15 protein-coding genes and 2 pseudogenes are annotated in these 17,223 nt (G+C 28.7%); 12 read left to right on the top strand and 5 right to left on the bottom strand.

The annotated features are described in order from the left end of the window. Nucleotides 1–63 precede the first annotated feature (63 nt). The 3 genes from ACQV2T_RS05950 to ACQV2T_RS05940 form a co-directional block, all read right to left on the bottom strand. Entirely contained in the window at nucleotides 64–1,293 is a 1,230-nt protein-coding gene (locus ACQV2T_RS05950; RefSeq protein WP_428874234.1) for an MFS transporter, read from the bottom strand. A 37-nt stretch (nucleotides 1,294–1,330) separates the two neighbouring features. Then, a complete protein-coding gene (locus ACQV2T_RS05945; protein WP_428874233.1) occupies nucleotides 1,331–3,691 on the bottom strand; it encodes a ThiF family adenylyltransferase in 2,361 nt (786 codons plus the stop codon). Nucleotides 3,692–3,755: 64 nt separating this feature from the next. Continuing rightward, entirely contained in the window at nucleotides 3,756–3,878 is a 123-nt protein-coding gene (locus ACQV2T_RS05940; protein ID WP_428874231.1) for a hypothetical protein, read from the bottom strand. Nucleotides 3,879–5,065: 1,187 nt separating this feature from the next. Here ACQV2T_RS05940 and ACQV2T_RS05935 point away from each other — a divergent pair. From ACQV2T_RS05935 to ACQV2T_RS05885, 11 genes and pseudogenes are all read left to right on the top strand, one after another. After that, nucleotides 5,066–6,397: a sodium-dependent transporter gene (locus tag ACQV2T_RS05935; RefSeq protein WP_428893359.1), complete on the top strand. Its 1,332-nt coding sequence runs from the start codon at nucleotides 5,066–5,068 to the stop codon at nucleotides 6,395–6,397. Nucleotides 6,398–6,875: 478 nt separating this feature from the next. Then, a complete protein-coding gene (locus tag ACQV2T_RS05930; protein ID WP_428893358.1) occupies nucleotides 6,876–7,199 on the top strand; it encodes a hypothetical protein in 324 nt (107 codons plus the stop codon). Between the two features lie 289 nt (nucleotides 7,200–7,488). Next, nucleotides 7,489–8,013, top strand: coding sequence for a helix-turn-helix domain-containing protein (locus tag ACQV2T_RS05925; RefSeq protein WP_428874578.1), 525 nt, complete (start codon nucleotides 7,489–7,491; stop codon nucleotides 8,011–8,013). A 409-nt stretch (nucleotides 8,014–8,422) separates the two neighbouring features. Further along, the gene (locus ACQV2T_RS05920; protein WP_428893357.1) at nucleotides 8,423–8,695 is read left to right on the top strand and encodes a CD3324 family protein; all 273 of its coding nucleotides are present in this window, start codon (nucleotides 8,423–8,425) and stop codon (nucleotides 8,693–8,695) included. Nucleotides 8,696–8,845: 150 nt separating this feature from the next. Continuing rightward, a complete protein-coding gene (locus ACQV2T_RS05915) occupies nucleotides 8,846–10,441 on the top strand; it encodes an ATP-binding cassette domain-containing protein (protein ID WP_428893356.1) in 1,596 nt (531 codons plus the stop codon). Between the two features lie 66 nt (nucleotides 10,442–10,507). Next, a pseudogene (locus tag ACQV2T_RS05910) lies at nucleotides 10,508–10,672 on the top strand (N-6 DNA methylase); the annotation flags it as partial. A gap of 32 nt (nucleotides 10,673–10,704) precedes the next feature. Next, nucleotides 10,705–10,821 (top strand): hypothetical protein, encoded by a 117-nt coding sequence (locus tag ACQV2T_RS05905; RefSeq protein ID WP_428874563.1) that lies wholly within the window; start codon nucleotides 10,705–10,707, stop codon nucleotides 10,819–10,821. 40 nt (nucleotides 10,822–10,861) lie between these two features. Further along, nucleotides 10,862–11,062, top strand: a complete 201-nt coding sequence (locus ACQV2T_RS05900; RefSeq protein WP_428874564.1) for an N-6 DNA methylase — start codon at nucleotides 10,862–10,864, stop codon at nucleotides 11,060–11,062. Nucleotides 11,063–11,306: 244 nt separating this feature from the next. Further along, a complete protein-coding gene (locus ACQV2T_RS05895; protein WP_428893355.1) occupies nucleotides 11,307–13,073 on the top strand; it encodes a DUF2075 domain-containing protein in 1,767 nt (588 codons plus the stop codon). After that, nucleotides 13,066–13,404 (top strand): nucleotide pyrophosphohydrolase, encoded by a 339-nt coding sequence (locus ACQV2T_RS05890; RefSeq protein WP_428893354.1) that lies wholly within the window; start codon nucleotides 13,066–13,068, stop codon nucleotides 13,402–13,404. The genes ACQV2T_RS05895 and ACQV2T_RS05890 overlap by 8 nt, the downstream gene beginning before the upstream one ends. Before the next feature lie 317 nt (nucleotides 13,405–13,721). Beyond that, complete coding sequence (locus tag ACQV2T_RS05885; RefSeq protein WP_428893353.1) at nucleotides 13,722–14,081, top strand: helix-turn-helix domain-containing protein; 360 nt, start codon at nucleotides 13,722–13,724, stop codon at nucleotides 14,079–14,081. 859 nt (nucleotides 14,082–14,940) lie between these two features. Here ACQV2T_RS05885 and ACQV2T_RS05880 read toward each other — a convergent pair. Then, the gene (locus ACQV2T_RS05880; RefSeq protein WP_428893352.1) at nucleotides 14,941–15,324 is read right to left on the bottom strand and encodes a hypothetical protein; all 384 of its coding nucleotides are present in this window, start codon (nucleotides 15,322–15,324) and stop codon (nucleotides 14,941–14,943) included. Nucleotides 15,325–16,232: 908 nt separating this feature from the next. Between ACQV2T_RS05880 and ACQV2T_RS05875 the strand changes: the two genes are divergently transcribed. Further along, the gene (locus ACQV2T_RS05875) at nucleotides 16,233–16,403 is read left to right on the top strand and encodes a hypothetical protein (RefSeq protein WP_428893351.1); all 171 of its coding nucleotides are present in this window, start codon (nucleotides 16,233–16,235) and stop codon (nucleotides 16,401–16,403) included. Between the two features lie 553 nt (nucleotides 16,404–16,956). Here ACQV2T_RS05875 and ACQV2T_RS05870 read toward each other — a convergent pair. Then, nucleotides 16,957–17,223 (bottom strand): annotated as a pseudogene (locus ACQV2T_RS05870) (hypothetical protein); the annotation flags it as partial.

Genomic DNA, 17,223 nt, shown 5'->3' with positions numbered 1-17,223 from the left:
TTATAACAGTATTGAAATGATGATTACTATTCTGTAAGTGATTAAAGATTAATTATTCTTTAATTAATCATTCATGCTTATAGTTAGCTTTCTCAATTTTTTTTCTGATATTTTAATAAAAATAATTAAAATTAATCCAGAAAAGATAAATATTGTATATATATTAAAGTTGTCGAATAATAGTCCATATATACCCGCCCCTAAAGGAATACTCGACTCTATCATGACATCTAGCAAACTAAATAAGCGCCCCTGAATTTTTTGAGGAACTGTTTTTTGAAAATATCCTAATAAGGGTATTTTTCCTATTGATATACTGAAACCAGCGATAGTAATAAGAATGAAGGATATAATTGATAATGCCCAAAAATGGTTTGAAAAAATAAGTATGGTAAATCCTAGTAGAATAACAGATAGAGCTAATAGGAACCACGATTTTATAATTGGGTTATAGAAGGGTTTTTTAAAATTTAATTTAGGATAAATGATAGCTCCCAGCATCATTCCAACTGGTAATGTTATTTGAAAGATACCGATAAATATTGTTTTACTCTCAAAGTAAGACAATATTAAGTAGGGTAGGCCTATTGAAAGTGATCCTAAAAGTAAATTGATGCTTAACATACTTAAACTTAGTATTAGAATAAGTTTATTTTTCCAAGCATACTTTAGTACGTAGTTTAAACTATAATCGCTATCACGATCATCATAGTTTTCTTCAATTAAGGAATCATGCAGCGGTAAATTAAGTATTAGTAATACGGCAAATAGCTCAAAAAATATTTCTAAAAATATGAAGCTATCTATTTTTAGGAAAATAAAGATAGAGGATGCAATAAACGGTGCTATTAAGGCACAGATCCCATTTATTGATTCAACAATTGAATTGAATTCATCTAACTCTTCTTCCTTATTTACAATATTGACAGCACTTGTCATTAAAGTAGTGGTAAAAATTGAATCACTCACTTGAAGGATTATTGAAAGAGCGATCACCCAATATAAATTAATTTTGTCGCTAAATCCTGTTCCGAAAATAAAAAGGATTAATCCTACTATACTCAGAAATTGAGCAACGATCATCATGTTTTTTTTAGGGAAGCGATCAATATATTTACCAGATATTAAAGATGTTAAAATACTAAATATAGCACTAACCATAACTACTATTCCAAAGTCAGTTGCGCTTTTATTTTGCTGCAGTATCTTTAAGGATAGTATAAAAGATAAAGTTCCACTACCTAATTGGGTTAGTGTGAGTAGTATCGTTAGTTTAAATCTATTTTTTTTCAATATAGTACCTTCCGATCATTTATTAATATATACATTATTAAAAACTAATTTTCATTAAATCTATAATACTTTCAATTGAAAAAACATTTTCTATCCAATCATTGCTAATGATTACCCCATTAACTATATCTTTAAAAATTTTTTCTCCATACTTAATGGATACAATGGATACAATTAAATCACTGATTATAAATTCTATTGGTAAATACAAACTGTAATTAGCTAAATAGTTATAAACAAAATATTCTCTATTTTTCATTTCTACATACTCTGGATCCAAATTATCCAAAGAATCAAATACTTGTTTATATATATCAGTTGTTAGAGGTTTTTTTGAATTAGTTTCACAATCTAATCTTTCTTTAAATATGGCTAAATCTAAAATGTATAGTAAATCCCTTTCAAATTTATATCTAATTACTTCTTGCAATTTATTTAATTCAGTTGGGAATTTATCAATATTTTTAATTTTTAAAATATTAATAAATATAGATTCTGCTAAAATTTCATTTTTAATTATAGAAAGTTCTTCATAAAAATAAGATGTTTTCATTTCATCATTAGAAAAAAAATGTCCAATTTCATGAAGTAGTCTTATAACTGATTCATATGTCCCGTCAAATGTAGAATAAACTAGAGTTTTCTTTGTGTTTGTTAAATAAATACATTTTCCAACACTACCATCAGCATAATTATCAACTATAATGTCATTATTTTTATACGCATTAAGAAATTTGTCACCCAAATCATTTCTAATAGAATTTAATAAGAGATAAATAAAATCGATAGCCTTGTTCTTGCTACCAAAGTAATAACTATCTTGTCTCCTGAAATCAAAAAAATCTTTTTCTTTAATATTATTTTTATTTACTCTCTTATTATTTAATACTTGTGATTTTAGTAAAAAATACTCATCTTTAGATATATTTTTTATTTCTTTCTTCAGTTTGATAAATATTTTTTCGGATATACCTTGTATAAGATAGAAATCATTAGAAATTTTACTATCTCTTGTGTTATACACTTGAAAAAACTTATCTTTATTTTCTGAGATAAAGTTATGAATATTATGCTGAATTTTTTTTATTGAATATACACTTACTAAATCAATATCACTAAGTAAATTGTCGGAAATAGAACAATCAGATAATTGATACATATGATTTGTTATTGATTGGAAAACATCCATTTTTTTCATAAAATTCTTTGATGTATTTGAAACATTTAAAGTGTTTGAAATATTCTTATTAATATCAAATTCAAATTTTTGAGTATATTGAATTAATTCAACAAATTTAAGAAATTGAATCACATCATATTTCTTATATCCAATATTTTCATTTAGTTTAATTTTTTTTAGAGACAATTCTATTTCATTTTGAGATATTAAGTCATTTATTTTTTTTTCTAATAGTTCTAAAAAATTTTGATACTCTGACTTTATATATCTTCCATAATCTGTTAAAACATTATTTTTTTTATCAAAGCACAAAAATTTATTATCATTATCGTTATATATAATTCTGTTTAATATTTGATTAGTAATTAATCCAGAAATAATCTGTGAATCTACAATTACCCCTTTATTTAAAGAAAAAACTTTTCTTTTTTCAGATTCATAAGAATTTTCTAAAAAATAATTTTTAACTTTATTGAATTCACTTGCTATGTCCCAAACAAATAATAAATTTTGATAATAACCTGTTGTTATATAATTAATATTCATATTTTTAGAAAAATCTATCAAGTCCAATTGAAGATTTGTGCTTTTTTCATCAAAGCAATCTATAATAATATCAAACTTTTCTTCCATAAATAAATTTGATAAATTTCTAATATTTTCTATTTTACAATTCATATATTTAATTTTGGCTGTTTGTGAAATTTTTTCAAGATGATTTTTTAAAACTACACCTTTTAATTTTCCTTTATCTAATCCAGTATAAACAATTTGGGAGTCTAGGGAATGGAGCGTTATTACGTCGTCATCAATTAATATAATATTCTTAAAACCCATTTTAACTAAAGAAACTGCAACATTAGTCCCAATAGTTCCGCATCCTATAATAAGTATTCTTTTTCGGTTTACAAGATGTTTGATATCTAAGGTACTTGAATATGTTTCATAAAAGAACTCATTCCGTTTAGTCAGATTTTTTTTATCATTTATAATGATATTAGATTTAATTAACTCTTTTAAATAGTTTTCTATTCTTTCATTAGGTATATTTTTAATTATTGGAAGATCATTTTTATCACGTGGAAATTCAAACCATTTTAATATTTGAATTATTATGTCATTATTTTGAGAGTTAATAGATTTTTCAAAACCATCAAAATATGTAATTTCTTTATCATCTGTAATAGTTAAGTTTATATATTTATTTGTGCAATACAAACTATTTCCCCCCTAAAAAATAGACTAAAGAATCTTTCTTTAGTCTATTTCAAAATCTATATTTCTAACATTTTTTATAACAGATGCACCATGATGGTGTACTAGAATTTTGTTCAATCTTTTCAATCAAAATTTGTTCTTTTTCTGAATCTAATTGAATTTGTTCTTTTGAATTACTTTCATTCATCACAATTCTCCTTCCTTTTTTTGATTGTATGCTTAACTTATAAAATAACATAACAAGAAACTAACAAAATAAGAAAACGCATACAATCTATACGTTCATAATAATGTTCCCAAAGTCATTTGTCAAGTTTTTATTTAATTTTTATTTATTATGTGATTTACTCACTTAATAATATAGAATTCGCTGTCTTTACGTATTAGAACATATAGTCAAACTTGCGAATACATCTGGTCTTAAGGTTGGTTATGTGATAGCTAAACAATAATATACACAACTATCTCCGCAGATTCTGAAAACTTGTTTAAATTCTCTTGATGAAAGGTGTATTCTTAAAAATATGGTCTGAATTAAATGCTATTATAATTTCTATTGGGATGTATTCTTTAATAAAGGTATTTAAAGAAGCTGAAAAGCTCCCCTATTACCACTGAGATATATTTTCATAATTTTTTTTCAGCTATTTATTAAAGAATTTAGCATTTACTAAAGGAGCTCCGCAAGGGTAAAGATATTAGAATCTTTAGTTTATCAATATTTGAACTATTAATTGACCATAACGCTTCCTGTATTTCTGTTTCTATAACTCTAATTTAATACTTTTATTTTAATTAACATTAATTATAACTCAAATTCATTAAAGACATATTTAAAAGGGTTTCTAATTGAAAATGATATCAAGGTTCGTGCTTTTAAGTGCATTAAATCTTTTAAAATTTTTAAAAGAAAAAAATGTCATTTTTCTTCCTACGATAGAATACTTCAAGAAATAAAACTACCTAGAACTTTACATGACTAATTACATTTTCACCTAAGATATCACTTGGATAAAAAATACTCATTTGACTTTCTATCAAGCCTATTAGATAATTAGTTAAATAAAAAAAGAGAAAGGAAATCACACAAATGAAATTCAACATTCATTCATGGCAGGCTTGGCATAGTTGAGTGGTCTAACTTCTGAAGTAAGAAGGCTAGGCTCACTTTATTTTTCATGTATAAATGGAGCCTATGCCAGTGTGATTTTTAATAGATAGTTGTTTAAAAGACACTGCATAGATCAATTTAAAATTGATGACGCAGTGTCTTTTTGTGTCTTTATATTGATATGAGCTCCATTTCCGCTGAAAAATAGGGTTAAAGGATTAGCTAGTAGCATTTCTAAACAAAGGAAACGAGGAGTGAAAAAATTGAAAGACAAAAAAATAATAGGAGAAAGAGATGGTTTTCAAAGTAGGCTAGGTTTTATTCTAGCATCAGTGGGTTCAGCGGTAGGGATGGGAAATATATGGTTATTCCCTTATCGTGTCGGTCAATTTGGAGGAGCGGCTTTTTTAATCCCCTATATTCTTTTTGTGATTGTCATTGGTTTTACGGGAGTAATTGGTGAGATCGCGTTGGGAAGAGCGATGAAAGCAGGTCCTCTGGCTGCCTTTAAGAAGGCGATGGCTAAAAGAGGCAAGCCGTATGGCGAATGGCTTGGCTTAATTCCCACCATCGGGTCTTTAGGGATCGCGATTGGCTACTCGGTTGTCATTGGCTGGATTTTAAGGTTCACCTTTGGGGCAATCTCAGGTTCGATGATTCAAGCGGCAGATAGTTCAGCTTATTTTGAAAAGATTGCTGGGAATTTTGGAAGTATTGGCTGGCATCTAGCTGCACTCATCCTAACTTTTGGGATTATGCGAGTGGGCATTTCAAAGGGGATTGAAAGAATAAATAAAGTGCTCATGCCCGGATTTTTTATAATGTTCCTGCTTTTAAGTATTCGCGTGATCTTCTTACCGGGAGCAAGTCTAGGGTATGCCTATTTGTTTCAACCTGAATGGGAAGCGCTAAAAAAACCACAAACATGGGTCTATGCATTAGGCCAAGCTTTCTTCTCCTTGTCCTTAGCTGGTTCGGGAACATTGGTGTATGGGAGTTATTTAAGTGAAAAGGAAGATGTGGTTACTTCTGCGACCTATATTGCAGTAAGTGATTTAATAGCAGCTATATTGGCTGCTCTCGTTGTTATTCCATCTGTGTTTGCTTTTAATATGAACCCAACCGCGGGCCCTCCTTTGATCTTTATCACCATGCCAGCGATTTTTAAACAAATGCCAGCCGGTAACTTATTTGCCATTCTTTTCTTTATTGCAGTACTGTTTGCAGGGATCAGCTCCTTGATCAATTTATTTGAAGCTCCAATCGAAGCGCTTCAAGAAAAGTTCCATCTTTCAAGAGCAAAAGCGGTAGGAATCGTAGCGAGTATAGCGATAGCCATCGGAATATTTGTTGAAAATGGCGCTATTTTAGAAAGTTGGATGGATATTGTGAGTATCTATGTGATTCCATTAGGCGCTTTGTTGGCTGGAATTATGTTTTATTGGGTATGTGGACCGGACTTTGCTAGAAAGCAAGTACAATTGGGCTACAATAAGACTCTGGGGCCATGGTTTGAGCCAATGGGCAGATATGTCTTTGTAGGGTTGACGATTTTGATATATATTATGGGAATATTTTATGGTGGGATCGGTTAAATCGTTTAGTGCATTCAGATGGTTGCTAATATGGATAATCCTATAATTTAAAAAAAGACATAGAAGCATTAAATTTAAGCTAAACGACTATCCTTAGTCTAAGATTATTAATGTTGAGCAAACAGAGTTGAGTCAATCTCTTAGTCATTTTAAGTTCAAACAATTAATCACTGTCAAAGTTTTGGGTAGTATTAAATTGTTTTGTATAAAGAAATATCAATGGATTATTTGGTATTTTGTTGAAGTAGAATAGGTAAAATAATTGCAGAATAATCAAATAGTGTTCTATTTATGAGCTGATTGCTAGGAGTCTTGTTATAATGATGATAATAGCCAATAATTAGGAGAATGACCGGTTTTCAAGCATTCTATTTTAAAATTAAACGATTGGTTGGTGGGCTGTTAGAGTGAATATTGAATAAGATTGCTCTAATAAAGTAAAGAAGTAAAAAAATGTGAATTTGTGAAGGAGTTGGAAATGGAAAAAGTTAGAAAAATGCTGGTATATTTGATCGTAATAGCTTTTGCCTTTTATCTTTTGCCATTTTTCATTAAAAATACAGGAAGTGGGATGTTGATTTTACTATTGGCTGTCCCAATGACATGTTTTATATCATCGCTAATCTATGGAATGAAGCACTCATTTAACTGGATTTTTCCAATGCTTGTTGTCTTGCTATTTATTCCTACCCTATTTATTTTTTATAATGAGAGTGCAAGTATTTATTCTTTAATCTATGGCGTTATTTCAGTGCTTGGAAGTTTTTTGGGAAGTTTACTTTATAAGAAAAAGAAGGTTTAAAAGGAAATTCCAGTCTGTAGTTGTTAACATCCTTTTAAATCAAGCGAAAATAAATAGCTAGAATTATTAGAGTTGCTAGAAGATTTTTTCTATCAGTCTCGTATCATAATTATGACAATGACAAAAGTGACGATGAATAATAGTTTTTATAAATACTGTTGGAGAAACAAAAGGGGTCTAATTATGTAGACATTTGATGTCTGATCGTTTAGAAATGGTATTTACTCACTTTGTGTCGTTTATTTTAATTGTCAAAGCAGATATTATATCATTAAGAGGAGGAAAATATATGGACCAAAAAAAGATAGGCTGTTTTCTAAAGAAATTGAGAAATGAAAAACAACTTACTCAAGAACAGCTTGCTAATAGATTGTATGTATCCCAGAGAACTATTTCTCGATGGGAGACAGGCAGCAACATTCCGGATATTAGCATGTTACTATTCTTAGCTGATTTCTATGATGTAGATCTCAGAGAGATTATTGATGGAGAAAGGAAAAATGAGAATATGAATGAAGAAACAAAAGAAACTCTATTGAAAGTAGTTGAATATACTGAAAAGGAAAAAGATGCTAAAAAGAATAAGTTGAATAGAAACTTTATTATTGGAGGAGTATGTCTTTTATTAGTTATCCTTAATCACCAATTTGGAGTATTGTCAATAATTTTTAATCATCCTATAGATGATTTTGTAGCAGGGGTAATGACAAGTATAGGGATATTTTTTGAGATTGCGGGCCTTTATGATAATAATCATGAGATTAGCTTAAGACGAAAAAAACATGAATTATTCGTGAACCATATGAAGAAATAAAATTATGTTAAATATTTAAATTAAAATTCTTTAGAATAATTAATTCAGTTTAAAGTAATAACAATCTGCTTGATAAATGGTAGAGTTGTATATAGATGTATTGATGTTTCTGAACGATTTTACAAGCGGGTCTCGTGTTATAATTATGATAACTGCAAATAGTAACGATAGTGACTGGGTTTCAAGCCCTATACTAGAGAAACAATGAAAGATTAGTATATAATTATAGCTAGCAATAAGATAATTAAAAATTCTAGATGATTTATTTTACAAATCTAGTTAAAAACAATAGAGTATCAGAGGAGGAAGATATGAGAAGACAAGTATTAGTCGCATAGTATTGACTGTTAAATATTATGCGACCCTAAATAATAGTCAATGCTTTCAATAAAAGGGTTATGGAGGCATTATGGACTACATAAAAGCAGATGAAGTTTTTCCTAAAGAGCTCTTTCTTAAAATACAAGAATATGCTGAAGGAAAATTAATTTATATTCCTAAAAAGAAAGAATCAAGAGCACAATGGGGAAGTAAAAATAAAACAAGAAAAAAGATAGATCGTAGAAATTATAATATTTATCTTGACTATAAAAATGGAGAAAATGTAGATGCACTGGCAGAAAAGTACTACTTGTCAGCTAAAAGTATTTGGAGAATAATTCGTCAAGAAAGAAGCAAATGATTTTAGGCCACTAGATTCTAGTGGCTTAATTTTTTTTAAAATGAATCTCGAGATTGTTTGAAAAGGTTTTAAATCATAAACTTTATATAGTGAAATACGTGTTATTTAAGATAAGCTAAAGAAGCGATCAAGAATTTTTAAGGAGATAATATGAACCCAGAATTCCACTCATTGATAATAAGATTAAAACCTAAAAATTTTATAAACATACTCATACTGTCAGTAGTTATGGCTTTATTATCTTTGGCACCTATCAAGTTAGTAGAACATATGATTGATTCAATTAATACTGACTTAAAACAGGTTATTTTATCTGGCGTTATCTTGCTAGTAGTCTTTTTTTTATCAGCAATTATTGAAGCTTATAAGAATGTTTATGCGGAAGGATTAAGCTTAAATTTTAGTAATCAACTTCGAAAAGACATCTTAAAACGATTTTTGAATTTAAGCTTCCAACAGCAAAAGACTTACAGAACAGAAACACAAAGTGCTTCAATTTTAGAAGATGTAAAAATTGTATCCGATTCATCTATAAAACCACTTAGTGATTTGATAGGATCAATTAGTTCATTTGTTATAAGTGTTATTTTAGTATTTTCAATTAGCCCGTATATTATGTTAGTCTTACTGTTAGTGGGACTTATTTCTATATACGTAAATAATTGGTTTATGAAGAGATATGAACAGCTAATAGATGAATCAAGGATATCATCTGATCGAATCTGGAAATTATTTAATGATATAAATTTATATTTTGAAGAAATTCTAACTAATAATAGAGTGCAAAGATTTGAAAAACTTACAGAAGAAGAAAGTGATTTATTCAAGAAACATCATTTTGAAGAAACTCGATTTACACAAAAAATTTATGTTGTTGATACGATAATTTTTATGAGTACAATAGGGATACTTTATATTATTACTTCTATTTTAGTTTATTTTAACCAAATGACTATAGGTGGTATGGTAGCAATTATGATGTATAACTCAATATTAATTGATCCTCTAATTGATTTTTCAAAAGCAATTAAAGAATGGAGGCGTGTTATAGTCTCTCTAAAGAGGTTGGATAAAATTCCAAAGAACGAAGTTTACTCTAATAGAAAAGAACTTACATTTAAAAATAAAATTACTTTTCAAAAGGTATCCTTTTTAGATAATGAGAAGAAAATACTTGATAATATCAGTTTTGAAATTAAGAGAGGGGATAAAGTAGCTATTATAGGTAAGAGTGGATCAGGAAAGTCTACTATTTTAAGAATGATATTAGGTTTGATTCAACCTACCAAAGGAGAGGTTCTTTTTGATGGTAATTCTGTGACCAATGAATTGGATGTTACAAATAATTTTTCCGTATTAACTCAAGAGTGTATAATAGTACCGGATTCATTACTAGCAAATTTAGAGTTGTATGTTGACAAAGTAGAGACTGATGACCTTGGTCGATTAATAAATCAATTAGAATTGAATAAGGTCTTATCAATAGAAAATCTGGAAGACCCAGTTACTTTTAGTTCGGGAGGAGAAAATAAAAGAATTGGCTTGCTTAGAACCTTTTTGAGAAAAGCACCAATATATATATTTGATGAACTCAGTAATTCTTTAGATGATGAGAATTTAGAAAAAACCCTACATTATATAAAAAACAATCTATCAGATAAAACAATAATCATGGTAGATCATCGTTTCAAAGATAAAACATTTTTTGATAAGATAATTTACCTAGAAGATGGACAAATAATATAGTGGAAATAAAGAATTTATAATGACCAATAAATCACCAGCTCAATCCTGTTATTAGCCATACAAAGGTTGATACTTAGTTGTGACTGTTTGTCTCGTTCTGGCTCTTTACTGTTAACTGTTGCTAAGCATTTAGATGCGCATCAACAGAAAAATTTAGCTTACTATGAGCAAAAAAAGAACACCACTAGTTATAACTTGACCCGTATGAATTTACTCTTACAAGGAATTCATCCAGAAAAGATACTATTAAAAATGGAGATACATTGGCTGAAGAGTGGCCCGAGGACCCCGAACGACTCAATGAAGGAGTTCAGTTTGATGCTGTTGTTATGAATCCACCCTATTCTGTAAAGGGGTGGAATCGTTTTACTTACCAGTGAGTGACCCACGGTTTGAAGTCGCCCGCAAGTAAAGGAGACTTTGTCTTCTTACTCCAAAGAGTCTTTCATTGGGACAAGAAGAAAGGATGGTCATTGTCTTGTCCACGGTGTCTTATTCCATATAGGAACAAAAGGTGAAATCTGTCAGCGCTTAGTTGAGAAAAATTATATCGATACGGTGATTAGTTTATCAGCCAGTTTATTCACGAACACGGGTATTCCTGTCATGGTCATCTTTTAAAATTAAAATGGTACACTCGATGAGCAGTAGATGATAATTCATTAATCCAATCATTTTTGGATTGGCAAACAGAACGAAGATAAAATGATAAATTGGTATTTTTTTAAATTTAATTTATAACTCATTTGAATAAGAAGAGCGAACTAACTATAATTAAAAGGAATACTAACTATAAAAACATGTAAACATATTTAATTCATACAAAATTGGCTTTCTTTAATGTAAGATGATGGAGTGAACCATAATGACGAAAATATCTAAACCAGTTATAAATGAAATAGAATATACAGCTGATGGACTAAAAAGATTTGCAGAAAATTCAGTAAATTTCAATAAAGATATAAGAAAATATTTATTAGATTACCCGACAGTTTATATCATTAATAATAAAGTAAAAAATGATATATATAGTGTATATATTGGAGAGACTTCTAATATCATAGTTAGAACAAATCAACACTTAATTAGTAACGAAATCAATAAAGAACTGGCTGAATTAGAAAATATTAACTCGGCTTCAATGTTTGTGGTCGGACATGAATATTTTAATAAATCTTTAACTTTAGATATAGAAAACAAATTAATGCATTATTTATCCTCGATTGATGAAGTAGATAAAATATATAACAGACGGACTAATCAACAAAATAAATACTATACCTCAGAGTACTTTGAAGACATTTTTTCAGAAGTTTGGAAAGAATTAAGAAATAAAAATAAAACACTTTTTCCATTAAAAAGTATAATTGAAGATTCTGCACTATTTAAGGCCTCTCCTTTTCATAAATTAACGTCTGAACAAATTTCTGCTAAAAATAGAATTTATTCTAGGGTAGTTAAATCTTTAGAAGACGATAAAATTGGAGAATTAATTCTAGTATCTGGAGAAGCTGGATCGGGCAAGACTGTCTTAATGAGTAATTTGTTTTATGATTTGAAAAAGGAATTAGCTAAAAAAATCCAAAGCAAAGAAGAAGTTGAAGTCTATATGCTCGTTAATCATGATGCTTTAATCAATGTGTACAAACAAATTGCCAAAAAATTAGATTTAACATCAAATGAAAGCTTAGAAACAGTTTTAAAACCAACGCGTTTCATCAATAATATTCAAATTAATGAACCTGCTGATGTTGTGATAGTAGACGAAGCTCACTTGCTGTGGACTCAAGGCAAACAAGCTTACAGAGGTAAGAATCAATTACATGATTTATTGAAAAGAGCAAGAGTGGTTATAGCAGTATTTGATGCGAATCAAATCTTAACAACTGAACAGTTTTGGGAAAAAGATGAATTTGAAAAAATTAAATCAATGTCTAAGAAAAATGATAATTACATTTTTTTAACAAATCAAATGAGAATCGATGCAGAAGAACAAACGGTAGATTGGATTAGAAATCTAGTTGATAATCAAATAGTATTAAATATTCCTAATGATGATAAAGGTTATGAAATTAAAATTTTTGAAGATACTGAAAAAATGCATGCTGCGATTAAAGAAAAATCAAAAGATCAGGAAAAAGGCATTTCAAGAATAGTTGCAACATTTGACTGGGAATATGTCGATAAACGTAAACCTGAGAATGAAGAATATTGGATGGTAAAAGACAAGAACTTTGAAATTCCGTGGAATTATCAGTTAAAACCAACTAATAAAAGTATAAAGTATAAAGATGTTTCTTGGGCTGAACAACCTCACACTATAAATGAGGCGGGCTCAACATACACAGTTCAAGGATTTGATTTGAACTATGTTGGCGTGATCATTGGTCCTTCAGTAAAATATAGAGATGGAAAGATAATTTTTGATAGGGAAGCGAGTCAAAATAGAAAAGCTAAACAGCAAAGAACATTAAAGGATGGAAGTAAAGAGTACTTAGCAGATTTTTTATTGAAAAATGAGTTAAATGTATTAATAACAAGAGGAATACATGGGCTATATTTATATGCTGTAGATGACCAATTACAAGAGGTATTATTAAAGGCTCAACAAGGAGAGTTAGAAAATGGATAAACTAAAAAAAGAAGTTGATGATTTTAGAGATAAAAGGGATTGGCGACAATTTCATAACGAAAAAGATTTAGCCATATCTATCTCTATTGAAGCTTCGGAGTTGCTTGAATTATTTCAATGGAATACTAGTGAGGAAACAATAAAAAAGAATTTCGATGCTGTAAAAGACGAATTAGCTGATGTATTAATTTATTCGATTATGTTAGCCTCTAATTTAGATTTAGATATGAAAGAAATTATAATTAATAAGTTAAAGAAAAACGACGAAAAATATCCCGTGTCTAAAAGTAAAGGAACTAAGAAAAAATATACAGATATTGATATTGAGTAAACTTTTTAATATTTTTAATAATTGTTAAAGATGATTTCTTTAGAATTAGATAAAAGTTTCATATAAATTTCAGGTTTTTAAATTGCTACAAAATTTAGTCATCTTTCAACCAAAATGAATAAAAACTAGGTTATGGGTTTATCATTCTATGGGATATAAAAATAGGCTACTTATTCTACAAGTAAAATTTATTCCATTATTTTAATAAAAATAGTCCATAGAAGTTAAGCAATTTAAAATTTTTCTTGGGTAAATTTTTTAGCCAGCAGACTATGTACTGAACCCCTAAATCCGGACCGGATTTAGGGGTTCTTTTTATGTCTAAATATTCAAAAGGATTTAAAATCAACATAGTGAATGAATATCTTGATGGAACGACCGGTGGTCGTGATTTAATTGCAGAAAAGTATGGAATTCCATCTTCTACAGTTAGAAATTGGATAGAGATGTATGAAAACCATGGGTTCGAAGGATTTAATAAAAAGCTCAATAAAATAGAATATAGTGGCGAATTTAAGTTGTCTGTCATAAAATATAGGCAAATACATGAATGTTGCTATCGAGAAGCTGCTGAAAAATTCGATTTGCCTAACGGATCGCTGGTAGGTAATTGGAATCGAATTTATCAAAAAGAAGGTTTCTCAGGTTTGAACAAACAAAGTGGATTCGGAAATTAGATATTCTTTTCCAATCATAATATCTATTTCATCTTGAAATATTTTTAGAATATTATTAGGGGTTATTTTAGATAATATTCCTCTATAAAAGTGGATTACTTCAAACGAATACAATGATTGAAGAATTATTATTCTATAAAATTGAATATCAGTAATGAAAATATTTTGTTCATCATCTAATGAGATAAAGTCTTCGTGAACTAATTTAAGGATTTGAGAATGATAGTATTCTGGATATTCTGTTAGATTGACAGAATGTTTAATAATCAAGTTAAGGAAACTATCTTCATGTTTTTCTTTAGATAGGTAAATAATATGACTTTGACTAGAGAATAAAGCGTGAACAATGCTTTGGATTTTTTTATTTTAGGATTTAGATAAATATACTTTTTATTTAATAAACTAGGTATTGACTCAATACGAGGAGAAGTTTCAAAAGCCAATAATTTCGGATTGATCTCAAAATCTTCTACAAACAACTTCCATTGTTTTCTTAAGGTCTCTTCGTTAGATAAATTAATTTTGGTTTTTATGTTGAAGGGTTCTTGGTTTGAAGCAAATTTGAATGGAACAAACTTTATATTATATTCGTTTAAACAGCATTCAAATAGAAAACCTGAAAAATGTTTTCGAAATTATTTTGAGGTGTTTTGTTTAGGGTGCTATGAATAAATTTCAGTAAAGTCAAAAGGATAGTTTGTTTAAAATGAAAGTACATATACGTAGGATAATTTCTTGAACTTTTAATTCCTGAAATACTTTCCAATACAGAAGATTCAATGTTGGAAAAGCTACAGAATCGATAAATCATATTGTTACTCATAATGTCATCTAAATAAAGAGTAAAATTTAATACAGATTAAAGATCATTATTATCAATCAACCAATCTTTATCTATAAAAATTCGTTTAGTAAATGTATTATTTGTCCAATTTTCTGGAAGATCTTTTAGTTTTTTAGAAGAGTGGATGAGAAGTTCTAATTTTAAGCCACCATTTGAGAAGAGATGAGCTTTTTGATTTGAACTCTTTTCTTTTGCCTTTAACTTTAATTTAGCATCAATTTCAAACTCTTTAAGTTCACTGATGCCATCGGAAATGAGATCTACATAATTCAGATTACTATCCTCACTATCTATATATTGGGTACATAAAAAATACAATTCTTTTGATGTGCAATTGAGGGGGATATGATATGACTGCTTTGTATCTGTATATTTATTAATTAATAGCTGGATATGCACCGGATTGGATAAGAATAGTCGCTTGGTAAGGTTTGGATAGTAATTGTTATAGTAGTTAGTTTCTAATAAGAGATATAACGGAACATGGTTATTTATAATCGATTTTTCAAAATCTAACTCATTAATTAACTTATGAAATTGTTTTTTTCAAATAATTCAAAATAATCAGAGTGATAGAAAATATTTGAATTTTTATCATCGTCACTGAATAATTTTTTAATATCATTTGCAATATTATTCGAAGTCATAGTAGTTATGTATTTATCGATAGGTTTGAAAAGTTTCGGTTTACAATCATTTACAGTGAGCTTTAATTGGGCGTTAATTGTTTTATCTAAAAGATACTTGGTGATATTAACTGCTTCTAATATGTCAATGATTGAAGGTTATATAGTGGTCAGTAGAGCGTTAATTCGATCTTCTAAATTATTTGCATAATAATAAGTTGCATAATCACTTGATCCTCAATATTTTATTCTATCCATTTGAATCCTCCTAATTTATTTAATTATATAATAATATCATTTCAGTTAAAATCAATATTATATATATCATTGTCCATAAATCGGAACAGCGGTATTTTTGTTTATTGAAGGGTAGGACAAATTTGGGTCATCCTAGAGAAGTAACGGACAAAATTGTCTTTCACTGTATTTTAGATAGCTATTGCTCAAAAATGGACGACAGCTTTAATGATAACAATTAATAACAAGTGTGAAGTGTTTTGCTCTTGTTAATGTAAATAATTAAAAGAGGAGGAACGATTTGGTTTTCCTTACATCTAAGTTGGTAAAAGAAGAAAGTTTCCATTGAAATAAGTTGAAGAGTGGATTAGTGAAAATACAAAATACTATTAAAAAAGCTGGGCGACTTTGAGCCATTCTTCGGCTTATTTATTGGAGAAAGTTATGACGAATATAGAGAAAATAAAGATGCTTGAAAATGTAGTAGGCAAGTTAACTAATCAGAATCAACAATTACCTAATCAAACGTGGACAGTTATTGGATTAATAGTTACTGTTGTATTTGGAGTATCTGCATTTTTGATTTTGAACAAAGCTAAATTAAAAAATTATTAATGCAGAGCACAATAGAAAACTTGAAAATTTAGAGAAAGAACTTTCTGAAAATATAAGTAAATTGGAAAAAGAAACTAGAGTGTTATTAGAAACAGTTAATCAAGAGTTAGTAAGTTGTTTAGAAATTGAAAAGTTATATAAAATATTAGTGAATCAATTTTTTCTTTTATAGAAAACAGAAATATAAAGTCATGACGTAGCATAATATTCATTTCAGATAGACTCAGAGATTTTTTGTTTAAATCATCTGATTATGAAAAATTGGTACATAAAAATGTAATAATTCAAGGTCAAGTTAACAATATTATTTATGAAATCCCACAATACATAGGTTTTATTAGTGAGGAATTGTTTGAGTATTTTAATAATAATGAGAGCAATACTCAATTTATTAACATTTTGAATTTAATAAGTGATAAGTTAAAGGAGTTATTAAGTAGTATTTCGGTTTATATGGATTGATATGAAAATTTAATGGAAGACTAAAAAGCAAGACTGAGCATGTCTTTTTTGGAGAAAACTAAAGACGAAATTATTATAAATAGAAAAATTTTTATAAATTGCAAATAGAACTTAGCCACCTAGAACATCTTAGTTCTCGCTCCCAAGATGAGTAAGGGTGAGCGAAGTAAACCTCAGTTACAGAGGAGACGGCTTTTGTGAGTGAACTGAACTCTAAACCGTTATCACTTGTAAGAGTCTTAAAGAGTCGCTCAGCTTTATCTCCTAGGGAGTTCATGAGTTGAGTGATCGCTTGATGAACGGCCTGACTTGTCTGATTCTTAATCAAAATCAGCCACTCAAAGCGTGAGTGACGTTC

This window comes from Facklamia sp. P13069 (genome assembly GCF_050409405.1).
Taxonomy (GTDB): Bacteria; Bacillota; Bacilli; order Lactobacillales; family Aerococcaceae; genus Facklamia.
Note: the sequence above shows the minus strand (reverse complement) of the source record. Positions and strands in the feature narration are given on the sequence as shown.

Excerpts from the sequence above, each read along its gene's own strand:
- ACQV2T_RS05930 (WP_428893358.1), top strand. The coding sequence starts at position 6,876 with ATGGAAAAAGTTAGAAAAATGCTGGTATATTTGATCGTAATAGCTTTT.
- ACQV2T_RS05925 (WP_428874578.1), top strand. The coding sequence starts at position 7,489 with ATGGACCAAAAAAAGATAGGCTGTTTTCTAAAGAAATTGAGAAATGAA.
- ACQV2T_RS05940 (WP_428874231.1), bottom strand. The coding sequence starts at position 3,878 with ATGAATGAAAGTAATTCAAAAGAACAAATTCAATTAGATTCAGAAAAA.
- ACQV2T_RS05915 (WP_428893356.1), top strand. The coding sequence starts at position 8,846 with ATGAACCCAGAATTCCACTCATTGATAATAAGATTAAAACCTAAAAAT.
- ACQV2T_RS05890 (WP_428893354.1), top strand. The coding sequence starts at position 13,066 with ATGGATAAACTAAAAAAAGAAGTTGATGATTTTAGAGATAAAAGGGAT.
- ACQV2T_RS05875 (WP_428893351.1), top strand. The coding sequence starts at position 16,233 with ATGACGAATATAGAGAAAATAAAGATGCTTGAAAATGTAGTAGGCAAG.
- ACQV2T_RS05920 (WP_428893357.1), top strand. The coding sequence starts at position 8,423 with ATGGACTACATAAAAGCAGATGAAGTTTTTCCTAAAGAGCTCTTTCTT.
- ACQV2T_RS05885 (WP_428893353.1), top strand. The coding sequence starts at position 13,722 with ATGTCTAAATATTCAAAAGGATTTAAAATCAACATAGTGAATGAATAT.
- ACQV2T_RS05895 (WP_428893355.1), top strand. The coding sequence starts at position 11,307 with ATGACGAAAATATCTAAACCAGTTATAAATGAAATAGAATATACAGCT.